Origin of the sequence: Escherichia sp. MOD1-EC6021 (genome assembly GCF_002965245.1) — a bacterium.
In the GTDB taxonomy this organism is placed as follows: domain Bacteria; phylum Pseudomonadota; class Gammaproteobacteria; order Enterobacterales; family Enterobacteriaceae; genus Escherichia; species Escherichia coli_F.
Genome location: NZ_PTRU01000011.1, coordinates 140,917 through 157,499, shown reverse-complemented (window position 1 = coordinate 157,499; position 16,583 = coordinate 140,917). Strand labels below are relative to the sequence as shown.

The window sequence follows — 16,583 nt, the reverse complement described above, 5'->3', positions numbered from 1 at the left end:
GATAGTTATTAATCAGAGGGTGTGACATTCATCGCAACAATGGTTGACCAATTTACATAACATGTCGCCCAAAATAACAACGGTTCAACCAGGTAAGGTAAAACGTTATGCATGTGCTTAACATTCTTTGGGTAGTATTCGGTATCGGCCTGATGCTGGTACTGAATTTGAAGTTCAAAATCAATTCAATGGTGGCTTTGCTAGTGGCGGCGCTGTCCGTCGGGATGTTGGCGGGCATGGATTTGATGTCGCTGCTGCACACCATGAAAGCGGGCTTCGGCAACACGCTGGGGGAACTGGCAATCATTGTTGTGTTCGGTGCGGTCATTGGTAAATTGATGGTCGACTCCGGCGCGGCGCACCAGATAGCGCATACGCTGCTGGCGCGTCTCGGCCTGCGCTATGTCCAGATATCGGTGATTATCATCGGCCTGATTTTTGGTCTGGCGATGTTCTATGAAGTGGCCTTTATCATGTTAGCGCCGCTGGTTATCGTCATTGCCGCCGAAGCTAAAATTCCGTTCCTGAAACTGGCTATTCCGGCAGTAGCGGCTGCTACCACCGCACATTCACTTTTCCCTCCGCAGCCGGGTCCGGTGGCGCTGGTGAATGCTTATGGTGCAGATATGGGGATGGTTTATATCTATGGCGTACTGGTGACGATCCCAAGTGTCATCTGCGCAGGTCTGATCCTGCCGAAGTTCCTCGGCAATCTTGAGCGCCCAACGCCATCATTCCTGAAAGCAGATCAACCGGTAGATATGAATAATCTGCCCTCTTTCGGCGTTTCGATTCTGGTGCCGCTGATCCCGGCAATCATTATGATCTCCACCACCATCGCCAATATCTGGCTGGCCAAAGACACCCCTGCGTGGGAAGTCGTTAACTTTATAGGTTCATCGCCGATTGCAATGTTTATTGCGATGGTGGTTGCATTCATACTCTTTGGCACCGCGCGTGGTCATGACATGCAGTGGGTGATGAACGCCTTTGAAAGCGCGGTAAAAAGCATTGCGATGGTGATTCTGATCATCGGTGCGGGTGGCGTGCTGAAGCAGACCATCATCGATACCGGCATTGGTGACACCATTGGCATGTTGATGTCACACGGCAATATCTCGCCGTACATCATGGCGTGGCTGATCACTGTGCTAATTCGTCTGGCGACGGGTCAAGGTGTGGTTTCGGCGATGACTGCCGCCGGGATTATCAGTGCTGCAATCCTTGATCCAGCAACCGGTCAACTGGTTGGCGTGAATCCGGCGCTGCTGGTGCTGGCGACAGCTGCAGGTTCCAACACCCTCACCCACATTAATGATGCCTCATTCTGGCTGTTCAAAGGTTACTTTGACCTGTCAGTAAAAGACACGTTGAAAACATGGGGTCTGCTGGAGCTGGTCAACTCCGTGGTTGGGCTGATTATTGTGTTGATTATTAGCATGGTAGCGTAAAAGAACACCAGAGCCTGCCAATGGCAGGCTCAGTTCGGATTGTCGGCAAAGTGCGCTTTGTTTATGCCAGATGCGACGCTGACGCGTCTTATCTGGCCTACAAAGGGCTAACGTGCAGGTTTTTAGCTTCAGGCAATATTGCGTACCAGCATTAGCAATGTTCTGTGATTTCTTTATTGATAAACAAAAGTCACGCCAATAATCGATTGCACATTCCCTGCAGTCACCTGCCCTCCGGTACGTGCGTAATTTGCCGTTAATCCCAGACTTACCGCCGAAGTCCCTACTGCTCCTAACGATACCGTGTTATTCGCTGGAATAATCGTACCGTTGCGCGTTAACTGTACGCCGACGCCCTGTGCTGGTGAAAACGACGCGGTATTGGTGAAAATCGAATTGCCCGCATCTGCGGTTGTGCCGGAGAGGTAATACCCCAGGTTCTGGCTTTTCGCACAATAAACGGTAAGAGGAATAGGTACCGAACCGGGATAGTCCGGCAGAGTCACGGTGACATCACGAGCAGAAACATCACAGCCACCAGTGGGCACCACCACATCATTATTGGCGTAAATATTCCACACAAACTGGAAATCATCGCTGTTATAGTTATTGGTCTGTCGCAAAATAAGCACGGCAATTAATGAGCCAGCTTTAATCGCCACCCCGCCCGCACTGCTCACAGGCGTCAAATAAAGCGCCACCGGCCACGGCTTATCCGTTCTCGAATTATAAACAACGCGCGGCGTTTCGCTGGTGGTAGGAAATGGATAGCTACTGCCACTATATTTTACGGTCCCGGAAAAATGAGATAACACGCCGCCATAAGCCGAACCTCGTTGCAGTGTGACATAGTCTGTAATGGTTTCCGGGTAATCGTTATGGCAAAAGATTTGCGTCGAAAGATCTACGACCAGGTTTTGCCCCACATTCACGGCGGGCGCAAGGTTTACATAAACATTGGCGCTGCCACCGCCAATAGGGATAGCGGTGCCATTGGCGGTTTTACAGGCGAATGACCAGGCATTTACCGACCAGCCCATCAGCAGTACAGCAAACAGGGTAATAACTCGTTTCATTACAATCATCTCTTCGGATTCAGCTGTAGGTATAGGTGATGCTAATCACTGCCTGAATGGTTCCCTGAGTGGCTCCGCCATTTACCGTCAATGCTCTGACCTGTAACGGGAAGTGCGCTGATTGTGAGGAATCATCCACCTGAACTGTTTTGGTTGCGCCAGTATTCAATGTGTTGCCACTGTCATCTTGCAGCTCTAACTGGATGTTTTGCGCGGTCCCCTGGTTTTTATAATATCCCGTACTATCGGCTGCCCCGCTGAAGCTGGCGGTGACCCTCGATGTTCCCACCGGACAATGAGTCAACTCTAACGCAACATCATGCCAGGCCGATGCCGCACCGGCAGACACGAGACTGAAAGAATAAAGATCGCCGAGATCAACCGTGGCATTAGTGGTGGAAACCGTGCACGGTTTGGCGACGACCTTACCGTTCACGGTGATCGTGACATCGGCTGCCTGTAGCGTCGCACTTACGAGCGTCAACATTGCCGCCAATAAACACCCACGTTTGCGCCATTTCATGAGCATCTCCAGTTACTGATATTCAAGAGTGAAGGTAGCCGTGGCATTGATATGCCCCGCAGTGACCGGCACCTGTGTCGCCATTAACCGGGCGTAAAAATTCAGCGTATTTGGTTTACCCGGCGTCAGGGTCGTCCACGAAATCGCGGAGGATGGCGCATTAAGGGGGATCTGATTTTGTTGCTCATTCAGAAGCTGTATTCCCAGCCCCGCAGCCGCTGACACCGTATTTTCAAGTGCAAGCAGGTTGGCATTGTGTCTATCTGCAACGCCGGTAAACCCAACCTTTACGGCAGAAACGGCATTACCACAGGGTGACAGCAAAATACGAAATGGAACGACAGGAGTCGTCGCGCCAATGTTGTTAAATTGCTTCGCCGCGTTTTCCATCAGATCAACAGTAAAATTGGTTGATTCAGCGGCCACACTACAGCCGTTATCTCTGACATAGCCGCGGATAGTAATCGTGCTATCCGCAGCCAAAGCGTGACTTACCGCCAGCCACAAAAAAGCGCACAGAAGATAAAAAGGTTTGCTTTTCATCACGCCCCCTTAACGACATTCAGCTGATAGCTGGGTTAATAACTGCTGCTGACTCTCTGGTGGCAGTTGATAATTGGCGACACAGTGAGCATTTTCCTCTTCTCCCCATTTCACCTGAACTTTTCCCGCTAAAGGCATCCCGCTGAGATAAACCTGACCATTATCCGCAACAATGCCGCTACTCTGGCTACTCTCTGATGTGACCATCGCCCCAAACGGCAGCGGCTTATTATTATGGGTTAGCGTCATGAGCAGTTTTATCCCAACACGCGCTTTAAACTCTGCTCGCACAATTGCCCCACGGGTGGGAACAACGTTAGCGACCGCGTTATCTAAATCGACGTTATCAGCCAGGGTATTGGTATCCAGCGCCACTCTATTTTCCCGATATTCTGTGGCATAAGGCAGCACGGCATAGCCGCGCCAGTCGGTACGCACCCCCGTCTGGTTTTCAACTTTTGCATCTTTTGCGCCGGGCGCTTTAACAAGCACCACCGTATCGTTTAACGGCTGCCCCAGCGTTACGCCATTGGCATGAGCCAATACCCCACCGCTGATTCCGTAATAGAGCTGCTTAATATCATCGCTATGGCTGTAACCAATGTTGGCATTGCCGTAGCCACCGCGATAATTCAGCGCGGCGTAGCCTGTACTTCCGCTATTACCATCGCCTCCCCCGGCATAGCCGGTTTGCACGCTATAGCTGAGGTTATTGTCTTCCAGCAACGTACCGTATACGCCCGCAAGGTTGGTCATCCGACCGTTGAGATCGTGTGACATGCTGTAGCTGGCACTGGCATGTCGCCACTGAGATTTACTGTCAGAACGCAGCCAGTGGCTGAAAGGAATATTGACGTTAAGAGCCAACATCTGATCCCGTCCTTTTTGCCACGCGTTTTTCGTCAGGCTATAGCTGAGCGTCCAGTTGATATCTTCGAAAGCAGTATTTAATCCAGCCTGGAATTGCTCATCGACATTACTCGTTCCCCAATAAGTTTGATGGCTACCACTCAAATACAGTGTTGATGTGCGTCCGAGTTGCTGAGTAACAGTGAGCTGTAATTTCCCGCGTTTGTTATAAGCGAGATTGTAATAGTCGGTAAATTTCGGCTTAACCTGAATAACACCATCCTGTGTTTCGATGTTGTAGCCACTCATTCGGCTGTATGTTGTATCAGCAAAATTAAAATACCCGCTGGTCGAGTAACGGTAACCCACTAACTGAAAATTCGTACCTGACTCATTGAGCGATTTGTTATAGAGAAAACGCACCGATTGCCCGTCATGCTGACTGTCATCAGGAAGTGTGGAATTAGCCTGCGTCATATCCACAGACAGAGCGCCCAGTGCCCCCATGTTTTTCCCGATACCGAAATTAAAAGCGCGATAACGATCCGCCAGTTGCGTTCCACCATATATTGTCCAGCCAGCCGGAAGGCCGTGGAGTAATGTACTCTGGAAAAAACGGGGTTTATCCTGTTGCGCATTTCCACTACGGTATTCTCCTGCCGTAATGGAATAACGTGTATGCCCTTCACGTTGCAAAAGCGGGACTGACGAATAGGGTACGGTAAAAATCTGCGTGCTGCCGTCAGCCTCTTTAATCGTTACCTGCAAGTCACCACTATTACCTGCGGCATAGATATCGTTGATGGTAAAAGGCCCCGGTGGCACCGTACTATTATAAATGTCATACCCATTTTGTTTAATAGTGACCTGTGCAGTACCACGAGCAATACCGTGGATCACCGGGGCAAATCCTCTTTGGCTATCGGGTAACATATTGTCATCTGAGGCCAATTGTGCGCCGCGGAAGTTAATACCATCGAAAATATCGCCCTGAGTATAACCATCACCCAGCGTCAGCCGGGAACGCAACGGTATTATGTCTCGCTCAAGCCAGGTATTGATATGTTGCCATTTATTTTTGCTACCTGATGAACTGTCGCTACTGTTATAACTCCAGGTGGTATTGTCGCGTAAACGCCACGCACCAATATTTAACCCACTCTGTAGGTTTAAATATGCATAATGACTGTTACCACCAATCCGATTCTGTACACTATTTCCGCTGAAATTATAATTGAGCAATCCGGCATTAATACCGGGATCCCATAACTCAGGAGGAATATAACCACGCGCGCGATTACTCATAAATGCCTGAGGGATCGTCAGATTGAGTCGCTGCTGACCCACATCCTGTTGCGCAGTAGCGTCCTGGATCATTGAGGTTAATGGCACGCAGGCATCATCCGCCAGCAGATTCATACCGGAGACAGAAGCCGTATTCAGCCCCATACTGGCAAGTTGCGCGCGTGTCAGGCAGGGAACAATCCCTTGTTCGCTGTCGCCCGTATTAAATGTGACATCACGCGTTGCCATATAACCATTATTCAAATAGATATCAACACGATACGTCCCTGGCGGTAATTCTTGCCCATTTTCAAAACGCGATAAATCAGCCACAGCCTGGGGATCATCCGCTAAAAAACGCGGGTTAAAATAGAGTTCGGCAGATGACAAAGGTGCCTGTGTGGCAAAAACACAGGCAACAGAGAGCCGAACAAAAAAACCAGCCAGACGAGGCTTACGAATATGCAAGCTTTGTGTGTTTCGCTGGTAAAGTCTTAAATTCAGATATGACATTATTCCTCCGGTTTAAAATTACCCGGCAGTCAATTCTTTTTATTCAGGCGAAAAATTCCCCCTGCGTTATTCCATTACGCCCGTCATTTTTGGGGTAAGTGCGCCATAATCATTTATTGTTCGGTAAGTAATATTGCTTCCTGCATCAGAAGGCAATTTAACCGTGCTTTCGCCCATTGGAGGCACCAAGGCATTTTCAAGAACCCGAGTTCCGGCATTCAACTCTGTTACCGTCAGGTAATAGGGTGTCGGGTTAATCAGCGTCAGAGAATTCGCGCTACGACGAAATCTTAACTTTTCTGCGGCCTGATCGGGTGGCAACGCTAATTTAGCCGGGCGATAGTACAATTTAATGCGGCTGATAATTGCGAGCTGTAGCGTATTCTCAGTCAATTTTGATTTATCCATTGACGGAATCGCTTTAACGTTCATCCAGAATAAACTTTCCCGATCCTGTGGCAATTGGTTATTTGTGGCATCAAGAATACGCAAGGTATTCTCTTTTTTTCCCTTCATCGCAAACAGAGGTGGTGTCACGATAAAACGACCATCCTTTACACCATCGGCATTTTCTACCCATGATTGAATTAAATAGGTGCTATTTTCATCATTATTTGTCACGGCAAGTTGTACTTGTTTTTGCCCTGCCGGATAAATAACGCGAGTCGCACCTAAGGCCACTCCTGCTTCCGCGCGTCCGGCAGCCATCATTGCCATGATCATCAGGATACCTGCCAGCAAGCAGAATGTTATTTCCTGCAATTTCCTTACATTGACGTTTTTATTACTCACTGTCCTGTTCCTGTTATCACATTATCTGCTGAACAATTACTGATAGGTTAAAGAGAACCAGGCCTGAGCATTGGCGATGCCGCCAGTAACCCGACGCCCGGTAGCACGATATTTGGCGATGAAATGTAACGACGTAGAGCCTGAGTAAAGCCGTTTCCAGTTTGCTGGAGGACGATTAATCGGTACAAGGTTTCCTTCATCATCAAACAACGCTACGCCAATATTGGTGGCAATCCCTGGCCCCTCTCCCACGGAAAGCACATCCGGATTTTTACCATCCGCGACACCGTGAAACGCCACACCCACACGTTCACTCACCACCGTGCTACATTCCCGTAAATGAATAACAAAAGGCACCGGTGCGCTATCTTCCCCAACCGCATGAAACCGGTTACTGCTGATTTGCCCCATATTGACCGTCATTTGTTTATCACCAGCTTCAATCCGGCAAGCTTCTGCAATAATGACGCCCTGAAATTGCATATTTCCGCCGGGCAACGTGGTGTTCCATTTATTTCCGGCCAGAGCAAACATTGGCAGCAACGACGCTAATAGAAATAATCTCTTCCTTTTCATCGTTATTTTTATCGCACAAGGGTGGGCATCCCTGCCCATAATGACGTCCCTGAACCTGGGTAGGTTATTGATACTGAACCTTGAAGGTCGCATCCGCATTAGCAGCACCTGGGGTTGCGGCACCGGTTGCAAAGTAACGCGCCTGGAACGGAATGGTGTTGGTTCCGTTATTCAGGGTTGTTTGTGCACTAAATGTCGCACCGTCCAGCGCCAGCGCAGCACCCGTTCTGTCCAGGATCTGCACACCAACTTTTGTTGCGCTACCCGCAGCTGAACTCTGCAAAGCTAATACGTTAGGATGAGTTCCATCAATTGCGGTACCAAGGAAGGCAATAGCAGCTTTGTCTGCAACAGTAGTGTCACAATCGTTCAGTTGAATGTTAAAACCGACAGCAGAACTGGTTGCTCCTTCTTGTGCCAGCGATGCGGTACGAACCTGCCCTAACTGAACGGTTTGATCAACAGAGCCTGCATCAACTGCGCAAGCTGCGTTAACAACTTCCCCTTTAAAGTGAACGGTCCCACCATTTACCGTCGTAGTATCAGCCAGAGCCGCTGCGGAACTGAGGGACAGAGCCGACAGAACAACGATTGCCAGAGTTTTAATTTTCATGCTGCTTTCCTTTAAAAAAACTATTTCTAAATCGACATGGGCAGTCGTTCTGTACACTTTGTTTTGTCAACGAGTTTGACTGCCAACACTGCACAGTTTTCCCCCAAAAGATGAAACATTTGGGGCCATTTTGACTCATAGAGGAAAGCATTGCGCACAAACTTTTTCAGTTTATTTGTTGGCTTAATATTCTATTGTTATGTTTATTTATAGATTTTTATATTGCGCGAGGTGGTTTTTGGAGAGAAGAATGAGGAAGATGCGTCGAGCCACAGAAACGTTAGCTTTACCTATAGCGGAGGTGATGTGAAATTAATTTACAAGAGAAATAATTTATATATCAAACAGTTAGATGCTTTTTGTCGTTTTTTAATATTTTTATGCTTGAGAAAAAATACGTAACTTATTTATGATATGGACAGTTTGGCCCCAATTGTCTTGTATTTGTTTGTTTTTTAACTTTATTATCAATAAGTTAAATCAAACCTCTTCTCTTTTTAATTTTTCGTTTATGAGATTATTTCTTTCCCATAATCCGGCAAAACGAGCAGCATTACTGGCGGTATAACGCACAGTATGCCGAATATTTCGATGCCCGAGATAATCCTGAATTAAACGAGTATCTGCACCACGCTCCGCCAGTTCATAACCGCAAGCATGCCTTAACATATGGGGATGAGTCTGCGTTACGGTTCCAGCTTCAATACCGGCGTCGCGAATAATGCGATAGGCCTGCTGGCGAGAAAGCCGACTCCCGCGGCGAGAAATAAATATAGCGTCGGTCCGGTCAGCGCCTTTCCAGTTAGCACGTTCCTGGGTCCAGCGTTCCACGGCTTCACGCTCATCAAAACGTAACGGGTGAACGGTAGAAAATCCGTTCTTCAGTCGGCGAATATTTATTCTACCTTCATTAAGGTCAAGGTCCTGATAATGCAGATCAAGCAGTTCACTAATACGCATCCCATGCCGATATGCCAACAGAATAAGACAATAATCTCTGGCTCCCGTTGCCCCGTAACACACCGCCTGCATCATGGCCTGAACTTCTTTACCGGTAAGATAACGACGTTTACTCACAATAGTAGTACTCCTGACTGAGATATATTTGAATGAATACCTATAGGAAACCTCAATCGGTCAAAATTAGCCCAATAGATAAAAAGATAACCACACATGAAGTGATGTGGCTATCAGTCAATTACATTAAATATCATACAAAAATAAAATATCACTGATGTGACAACATCTATTTTCATTGATTTGATTCAATATAACAATAGATTGCAGCGGATTAACTTCCAGTTGCTTAAAAAATAAAGAAAAAAGTGCAGAAACAGGAGAACTTGAGTGATGTGTAAATTTATGAATGATTTTGTTTATTTATTTTGAAGAACACAAACCATTGTATTTTGTATGGATATGGTTAACTTAATGTTTATTATGATAATTAAGAATCACACTTACAATAACATCAATTAATAAATGGTTAATCATTTTTGATATATCGTAAGAATAATGTATTTTTTAACACCATCCCTGGTATCTCATCTATCTCTATAAAACTGCGTGATGCTGTCGTCCTCTGGCTCTATCCCAGATGCCGTAAAAACGCCCTGCATTGCTGGCGGTATACCAGACAGTATGACGAATATTGCGATGCCCAAGATAATCCTGGATAAGTCGTGTATCTATTCCCATATTCGCCAAAGCAAAACCACACGAATGGCGTAACATATGCGGATGAATCTCCAGTGATAACCCAGCATTACCACCAGAAGTCGAGATAATATGGTAAAACTGTTGCCGAGAAAGCGGGTTCCCCTTACGTGATAAAAATACCCACTCGCTCTCAGCATGCGGATACGAAGTACGGATACTCAACCAGTTTTTTAAAGCCTGAACTTCTTTGTTCAATAGCGGGTGCGTTGTTGAAAAGCCTTTTTTTAATCGATGGATATAGATACACTTTGCCTTAAGATCAATATCCGAAATCCTCAATCGGCAAATTTCACTCGCCCGGAAACCATGAATAAAACAAAGCAAAGTCAGACAATAATTACGTGCTGCATGAGGCCCGGTATTTGCTGCTTTAAGGAGTGACTCGATTTCACTATGGGTAAGGAAGTTCCTTTTTTTGTTATCAGCCTTATTCTTCATCGTTTTCCCTTATAATTACAGACGCGCACTAGCTGTGCTGGGTTAGCAATAATCCAACATTTTAATCCTGATTATGTTTATAAAAGCGAACGTTTGCTTAATAACTAACGTAAGTGGACCAGTTCTGCTGAGTGAACTTAAATGGAGTAGCGATAGTTACTTATAATAACTTTGCCATACAAACGCCATGCTCTTGCATGCTATGTACCTTTATATATTTATCAATCTGATACGAATCTAATAATAACCCTCATCATTAATGCAACTAATCTTATCTATATATCATGTGATATGTTCTGTAACAAGTAAAATCAACATAAAAAATTCAGCAAAATTTAATATTCGTTCAACTAGCCGTCTCACATATGACATTATTAGTCAACTGCATTTGCCACAAAATGGCTATTTCATGGAACGCAGTAATTTCTTAGCGTCTATTATCATGCTAATTCTTAGGTCCCTAGCGATTATTCCTGTCTGGTTCGTCAGCTTACGCCATGAGATTGCTACATTCCTTTTTATCCTGGAGATATGGGGGAACGCAGGCGACGCTTTTTCATCTACATTCGTTGGTAAATATGGCTTTGGTCACTACGACTTAAACCTTCCTCAATCACAGCTATTCGCCGGGCGATACGGCAAACAAACTAAGTGAAACATCATCCTGAAAACACCAATGCGTACTGAACATCAACAAGCCTCCCCTGATCGACTTCAGAAGTGACCAGTTACAAGCCACAAACCTGGAAACATATTTCATGATGAGAATTATGCTCAACCTGATGGCGGGTAAACACTTATTTTCACCAAGCTCACTGAGTTAGCTTGCAAAGCTTTCCTTGTTTAGATTCTAAATAAATTATCTATAAAACAGATAGTTAAAAGAAAATCTTTAGTTTTTGAAGACCACCGCAAGTGTTCGTCTGGCTTCACATGGCATCTTCCTCTTAGAAAAAGATCGACATATTTTGTGACACGAATTGCAAATCTGGTTTTGTTGTATGGATTGCGTGATTTTTGATCTGGTATAACAGGTATAAAGGTGCACCACGATAGTCAATGAGACTGGGCATCTCGTAATCTATGGCAAACATCACTTCAGTTCTTTCACATCGGGTGATGAAAATGCACTTCAGTCTGAAAGGAATATGAAAATGAGATCAACAGACACTCTATTTTATGACTCTGGATAAAATGGATTGAGTAAGTGATATAGCTTACGAACATTCAAATCAATTAAACATCAGAAGAGATTTTATACTCAGGTATTTAATCTGGTTCTCTGTTTATTTAAATAATGTGGAAGAGAATTTTCACAGGAGACCTTATACAAAAAATATAAAATACAGCTACCAGTTACCAAAGACACTATAAGCCTGGCAAAAAATATTACACAACATAAATGCTAATTGTTTATGCGGGCTTTGTATTGCTTTCTGTATCCTACAAATGAGTGAAATTTATGAAAAAGGCTAAAATACTTTCTGGCGTATTATTACTGTGCTTTTCGTCACCATTAATTTCTCAAGCTGCGACACTAGACGTACGTGGTGGATATCGTAGTGGAAGCCACGCCTATGAGACTCGACTCAAAGTCAGTGAGGGATGGCAAAATGGATGGTGGGCAAGTATGGAAAGTAATACCTGGAATACCATTCATGATAATAAAAAGGAAAATGCCGCACTCAATGATGTTCAGGTTGAAGTTAATTACGCGATTAAACTTGATGATCAATGGACGGTGCGCCCGGGAATGTTAACGCATTTTAGCAGTAACGGCACACGCTACGGACCCTACGTAAAATTGTCCTGGGACGCGACAAAAGATCTTAATTTTGGCATTCGCTATCGTTACGACTGGAAAGCTTACCGACAACAAGACTTATCCGGTGAGATGTCTCGTGATAACGTTCATCGTTGGGATGGATATGTCACTTACCATATTAATAGTGATTTCACCTTCGCATGGCAAACGACGCTATACAGCAAACAAAACGATTATCGCTATGCAAACCATAAGAAATGGGCGACGGAAAATGCATTTGTTCTACAATACCATATGACGCCTGATATTACGCCATACATAGAATATGACTACCTTGACCGTCAGGGTGTTTATAACGGCAGAGATAATTTATCAGAAAACAGTTATCGCATTGGTGTGTCATTTAAACTGTAGTAGACAGGAGACAGTCACAATGAATAAAACAATAACGGCGCTTACTATCATAATGGCTTCATTTGCCGCAAACGCGTCTGTATTACCGGAAACTCCTGTGCCATTTAAAAGTGGTACCGGAGCAATTGATAACGACACTGTCTACATTGGTTTAGGTAGCGCAGGTACGGCATGGTACAAGCTGGATACACAGGCCAAAGATAAAAAATGGATAGCGTTAGCTGCATTCCCTGGTGGGGCGAGAGATCAAGCAACCTCTGCATTTATTGATGGCAATCTGTACGTATTTGGCGGCATTGGCAAAAACAGCGAAGGCTTGACTCAGGTATTTAATGACGTACACAAATACAACCCCAAAACCAATAGCTGGGTTAAATTGATGTCGCACGCGCCGATGGGCATGGCGGGCCATGTGACTTTTGTACATGACGGCAAGGCTTATGTTACTGGCGGTGTTAACCAGAATATCTTCAATGGCTATTTTGAAGATCTCAACGAAGCTGGAAAAGATCCAACCGCTATAGATAAAATCAACGCCCACTATTTTGACAAAAAAGCAGAAGATTATTTCTTCAATAAGTTTCTGTTGTCTTTTGATCCCTCTACACAGCAATGGAGTTACGCTGGCGAATCTCCCTGGTACGGGACGGCTGGTGCAGCGGTTGTGAATAAAGGCGATAAAAGCTGGCTTATTAATGGTGAAGCCAAACCAGGACTACGAACGGATGCCGTATTTGAACTTGATTTCACCGGTAATAATTTAAAATGGAATAAACTTGCTCCCGTCTCATCACCAGATGGCGTCGCTGGCGGTTTTGCGGGGATAAGCAATGACTCACTCATATTTGCCGGGGGGGCCGGATTCAAGGGGTCGCGGGAAAATTATCAGAACGGTAAGAACTATGCGCATGAAGGCCTGAAAAAATCATATAGCGCTGATATTCATCTTTGGCATAACGGGAAATGGGATAAATCTGGCGAATTATCGCAAGGTCGGGCCTACGGAGTATCATTGCCCTGGAATAATAGTTTATTAATTATTGGCGGTGAAACTACAGGCGGCAAAGCGGTGACGGATTCAGTTTTGATCTCTGTGAAGGATAATAAAGTCACAGTACAAAACTAATGCTTCAGGGCCCCAGTAAAGGGGCCCTGCTATCAATTTATCATTTCAATTACGCGAAAATTATATGAACGCAATAATATCGCCCGATTATTACTATGTTCTTACCGTTGCCGGTCAGTCTAATGCCATGGCGTATGGCGAAGGACTGCCATTACCGGACAGGGAAGATGCGCCTCATCCCAGAATTAAACAATTAGCGAGATTCGCACATACGCATCCCGGAGGCCCCTCATGTCACTTTAACGACATTATTCCACTGACTCACTGCCCACACGATGTTCAGGATATGCAGGGTTATCACCATCCTCTGGCAACGAATCATCAAACACAGTACGGCACCGTTGGGCAGGCACTGCATATTGCACGGAAATTACTGCCCTTCATTCCTGATAATGCAGGGGTTCTCATCGTTCCGTGTTGCCGTGGCGGATCGGCTTTTACCGCGGGCAGCGAAGGGACATATTCAGAACGGCACGGAGCCAGCCATGATGCTTGTCGTTGGGGAACGGATACCCCTCTATACCAGGATTTAGTCAGCAGAACGCGAGCCGCACTGGCAAAAAATCCGCATAACAAATTCCTCGGCGTATGCTGGATGCAAGGCGAATTTGACTTAATGACCAGTGACTACGCGTCACACCCTCAACACTTTAATCATATGGTTGAAGCCTTTCGTAGGGATCTAAAACAATACCATTCTCAGCTTAATAAAATTACTGACGCGCCGTGGTTTTGCGGCGATACCACCTGGTACTGGAAAGAAAGTTTCCCTCATGCGTATGAAGCTATTTATGGCAATTATCAAAATAATGTTTTAGCCAATATTATTTTCGTCGACTTCCAGCAACAAGGTGCAAGAGGACTGACGAACGCGCCTGATGAAGATCCGGACGATTTAAGCACGGGATATTTCGGTTCAGCGTACCGGTCAGCGGAGAACTGGACGACGGCACTGCGAAGCAGTCATTTCAGCGCGGCAGCCCGTCGGGGGATTATTTCTGACAGGTTTGTAGAAGCAATTTTGCAGTTTTGGCGCGAAAGGTGAGCGTTCATTAATTTGATTTATTTGCATCCATCAGCGCTTTTAACTGCTCCGGTGTGCGGCACTATAATGGTTTTCACAACAAGGAGCCATTTTCTTATACCACTTTCAGAGACCATCCGCTTATGCCACCGCCCTCTACGCAACTGTTTGCAGAGCACCTTCCCACCGAGTGGATACAGCACCTCCTGACGCTTTCTGCTCATGCGACCATTTGTCGTCTTAACCTGAGCGCGGATGGCGAAGCGGGGATTAGCCTGCTGGCCCGCAGCGCTGTCACCCAGGAGCGCCAGCGCGTGGGGGCCCCCTGGTGGAATGGCTCTTCCGCCAGACCGCACAGACATGGGGCGCGGAACGTTACCTGAAGGATGACTGGCACGGCCTGCAACTTTTTGCCATTGATGGCGCACAGTTCAGGACACCTATGAACCTGAGTTGCGTGAATATTATGGCTCTGCCAACACATCCACTGAGCGGCAGAGCGCCTACCCGGTCATGCGTCTGGTGGCGTTAATGAATCTGGGAATCACATTCTGCTGAATGCCATGACCGCGGCCTACCGGCGGAGCGATACAGCGTGAGGCAACTAAAGCGGCGTCAGAAATCAGCTTTAAGTTCGCATTCCTGTTTATCGTGACAGAAATGATAGTGCAGGGAAATACGGCGTCACCAGGAACCATCCCGAAACGGCTGGAGCATCTGCGGGGTGCTCTGGAAGCGGTGTTCCCACGACTATCAAGGCCGAGGGCTGTTAAGGTATCAAAAACCCGTTATCCGGTGAAACACAGTGCCGCCCCGCTTAAGTGACGGCATTGTGTTTCTGACTGGCCTTAACTTTCCCTGAATCTCTGACGATCCTCACCATTGATATTTTCTTCATTCCTCACCAGAGAAATAAAAAATCACTATACTCATCAAAATATGATGATTACCTTTATTCAGGTGATCACCTTACTATTTTATACGGAAAATAAATCATGAATATCCGTCAATCATTACATGACCGAATCTATGCAGAATACCCTCAACAGGCTAAAGATATATTACTGTATTTCCCCACTTATGAAATTATGCCATCGACCATAAAAATGGTTATGATTAATGAGGTGGTAGCTATAACACCGCAAGAAGATTTTTATACACCAGAGTCTGGTTATTTTACGACTGTCGCCCGACAGTTAGCGCTGGCTGGATTATCGGCAAGTAGTGGCGAAGTCTTACTCAACCATGGTATCTACCTGACCTCCGCACTGAAACTACCTAAAACACAGATCACAGCCACACCCGCGGAGATCATTCTCTGGTCACCTATTGTAGAATGGGAGCTCGAACTCTTTGCCAATATAAAAGTTATTTTCGTTGGCGGCGATATCGCGCGAAAATGCCTTAACATCATCGCGAAAAAGCAAACACGTAAACATGCCATCCCTTCAACTCCGACGTACAAACTGATGAATAGCGAATTAGTCTGGAAAGGAATAAGCATACTTCCTGGATATATTCTTACCGGAAAAAACCTGCTCATTGAAAAGTCAAAAATCGAAATGAATGTCGAACAATTAAGAAAAGGAATTGCGATTTATCGCAATAGTAACAGTAACCATACGAATAATTCAGTTCATGAATAAGAGATGAATCATTAATAACAAGAAATCACTGACAAACCACCTGTAAAAGGTCAATCATTTTAGTTCAATTTCCTTTGTCATGATTATATTTTTATCGTCCTGACGATACTATTAACAATTACAATATTTATACCCTCCCCTGAACAAACAGAAAAGAACTCATACATTCGTTTATAATTCTGGTAATCCTGGCATCATACGTTTAAAATTTAAGGTGTTTGTTTTATAATC

General features: G+C 45.5%; 14 protein-coding genes and 2 pseudogenes. 6 read left to right on the top strand and 10 right to left on the bottom strand.

Features of this window, described 5'->3' with window-relative positions; all coding sequences use genetic code 11:
• Positions 1–107: 107 nt before the first annotated feature.
• Positions 108–1,451, top strand: a complete 1,344-nt coding sequence (gene gntP / locus BEB54_RS14795) for a gluconate permease GntP (RefSeq protein ID WP_105277725.1) — start codon at positions 108–110, stop codon at positions 1,449–1,451.
• Positions 1,452–1,624: 173 nt separating this feature from the next.
• Here gntP and fimH read toward each other — a convergent pair whose 3' ends face one another.
• The 9 genes from fimH to fimB all read right to left on the bottom strand — a co-directional run bounded on the left by fimH (position 1,625) and on the right by fimB (position 10,377).
• A complete protein-coding gene (gene fimH, locus BEB54_RS14790; protein ID WP_103253485.1) occupies positions 1,625–2,527 on the bottom strand; it encodes a type 1 fimbria D-mannose specific adhesin FimH in 903 nt (300 codons plus the stop codon).
• 19 nt (positions 2,528–2,546) lie between these two features.
• Positions 2,547–3,050 (bottom strand): type 1 fimbria minor subunit FimG, encoded by a 504-nt coding sequence (gene fimG / locus BEB54_RS14785; protein ID WP_105277724.1) that lies wholly within the window; start codon positions 3,048–3,050, stop codon positions 2,547–2,549.
• 12 nt (positions 3,051–3,062) lie between these two features.
• A complete protein-coding gene (gene fimF / locus BEB54_RS14780) occupies positions 3,063–3,593 on the bottom strand; it encodes a type 1 fimbria minor subunit FimF (protein WP_039020421.1) in 531 nt (176 codons plus the stop codon).
• Positions 3,594–3,602: 9 nt separating this feature from the next.
• Positions 3,603–6,239, bottom strand: a complete 2,637-nt coding sequence (gene fimD / locus BEB54_RS14775) for a fimbrial usher FimD (protein ID WP_105282221.1) — start codon at positions 6,237–6,239, stop codon at positions 3,603–3,605.
• Between the two features lie 66 nt (positions 6,240–6,305).
• A complete protein-coding gene (fimC, locus tag BEB54_RS14770) occupies positions 6,306–7,031 on the bottom strand; it encodes a type 1 fimbria chaperone FimC (RefSeq protein WP_001403893.1) in 726 nt (241 codons plus the stop codon).
• A gap of 36 nt (positions 7,032–7,067) precedes the next feature.
• Positions 7,068–7,607, bottom strand: coding sequence for a fimbrial protein (locus tag BEB54_RS14765; protein WP_000824095.1), 540 nt, complete (start codon positions 7,605–7,607; stop codon positions 7,068–7,070).
• A 64-nt stretch (positions 7,608–7,671) separates the two neighbouring features.
• Complete coding sequence (gene fimA / locus BEB54_RS14760) at positions 7,672–8,220, bottom strand: type 1 fimbrial major subunit FimA (protein ID WP_000695535.1); 549 nt, start codon at positions 8,218–8,220, stop codon at positions 7,672–7,674.
• A gap of 480 nt (positions 8,221–8,700) precedes the next feature.
• Positions 8,701–9,297 carry a type 1 fimbria switch DNA invertase FimE gene (gene fimE, locus BEB54_RS14750; protein ID WP_000044711.1) on the bottom strand — a complete coding sequence of 199 codons (597 nt, stop codon included), beginning with the start codon at positions 9,295–9,297 and terminating at the stop codon, positions 8,701–8,703.
• 477 nt (positions 9,298–9,774) lie between these two features.
• Complete coding sequence (fimB, locus tag BEB54_RS14745; RefSeq protein ID WP_000790582.1) at positions 9,775–10,377, bottom strand: type 1 fimbria switch DNA invertase FimB; 603 nt, start codon at positions 10,375–10,377, stop codon at positions 9,775–9,777.
• A gap of 1,462 nt (positions 10,378–11,839) precedes the next feature.
• On the opposite strand from fimB, the gene nanC reads away from it, so the two are divergent.
• The 3 genes and pseudogenes from nanC to BEB54_RS29945 all read left to right on the top strand — a co-directional run.
• The gene (gene nanC, locus BEB54_RS14730; protein WP_071533235.1) at positions 11,840–12,556 is read left to right on the top strand and encodes an N-acetylneuraminic acid outer membrane channel NanC; all 717 of its coding nucleotides are present in this window, start codon (positions 11,840–11,842) and stop codon (positions 12,554–12,556) included.
• Positions 12,557–12,575: 19 nt separating this feature from the next.
• Entirely contained in the window at positions 12,576–13,682 is a 1,107-nt protein-coding gene (gene nanM, locus BEB54_RS14725) for an N-acetylneuraminate epimerase (RefSeq protein WP_105277780.1), read from the top strand.
• A gap of 64 nt (positions 13,683–13,746) precedes the next feature.
• Positions 13,747–14,313: pseudogene (locus tag BEB54_RS29945) on the top strand (sialate O-acetylesterase); the annotation flags it as partial.
• A 332-nt stretch (positions 14,314–14,645) separates the two neighbouring features.
• On the opposite strand, the gene BEB54_RS29940 reads toward BEB54_RS29945, so the two are convergent.
• Positions 14,646–14,735: a hypothetical protein gene (locus BEB54_RS29940; protein ID WP_374758120.1), complete on the bottom strand. Its 90-nt coding sequence runs from the start codon at positions 14,733–14,735 to the stop codon at positions 14,646–14,648.
• A 114-nt stretch (positions 14,736–14,849) separates the two neighbouring features.
• On the opposite strand from BEB54_RS29940, the pseudogene BEB54_RS14715 reads away from it, so the two are divergent.
• Together BEB54_RS14715 and BEB54_RS14710 are read left to right on the top strand one after the other, a co-directional pair.
• A pseudogene (locus tag BEB54_RS14715) lies at positions 14,850–15,531 on the top strand (hypothetical protein).
• Between the two features lie 170 nt (positions 15,532–15,701).
• Positions 15,702–16,352 (top strand): hypothetical protein, encoded by a 651-nt coding sequence (locus BEB54_RS14710; protein WP_001026378.1) that lies wholly within the window; start codon positions 15,702–15,704, stop codon positions 16,350–16,352.
• Positions 16,353–16,583 lie beyond the last annotated feature (231 nt).

Excerpts from the sequence above, each read along its gene's own strand:
- gntP (WP_105277725.1), top strand. The coding sequence starts at position 108 with ATGCATGTGCTTAACATTCTTTGGGTAGTATTCGGTATCGGCCTGATG.
- fimH (WP_103253485.1), bottom strand. The coding sequence starts at position 2,527 with ATGAAACGAGTTATTACCCTGTTTGCTGTACTGCTGATGGGCTGGTCG.
- fimG (WP_105277724.1), bottom strand. The coding sequence starts at position 3,050 with ATGAAATGGCGCAAACGTGGGTGTTTATTGGCGGCAATGTTGACGCTC.
- fimF (WP_039020421.1), bottom strand. The coding sequence starts at position 3,593 with ATGAAAAGCAAACCTTTTTATCTTCTGTGCGCTTTTTTGTGGCTGGCG.
- fimD (WP_105282221.1), bottom strand. The coding sequence starts at position 6,239 with ATGTCATATCTGAATTTAAGACTTTACCAGCGAAACACACAAAGCTTG.
- BEB54_RS14765 (WP_000824095.1), bottom strand. The coding sequence starts at position 7,607 with ATGAAAAGGAAGAGATTATTTCTATTAGCGTCGTTGCTGCCAATGTTT.
- fimA (WP_000695535.1), bottom strand. The coding sequence starts at position 8,220 with ATGAAAATTAAAACTCTGGCAATCGTTGTTCTGTCGGCTCTGTCCCTC.
- fimB (WP_000790582.1), bottom strand. The coding sequence starts at position 10,377 with ATGAAGAATAAGGCTGATAACAAAAAAAGGAACTTCCTTACCCATAGT.
- nanC (WP_071533235.1), top strand. The coding sequence starts at position 11,840 with ATGAAAAAGGCTAAAATACTTTCTGGCGTATTATTACTGTGCTTTTCG.
- nanM (WP_105277780.1), top strand. The coding sequence starts at position 12,576 with ATGAATAAAACAATAACGGCGCTTACTATCATAATGGCTTCATTTGCC.
- BEB54_RS29940 (WP_374758120.1), bottom strand. The coding sequence starts at position 14,735 with ATGAACGCTCACCTTTCGCGCCAAAACTGCAAAATTGCTTCTACAAAC.
- BEB54_RS14710 (WP_001026378.1), top strand. The coding sequence starts at position 15,702 with ATGAATATCCGTCAATCATTACATGACCGAATCTATGCAGAATACCCT.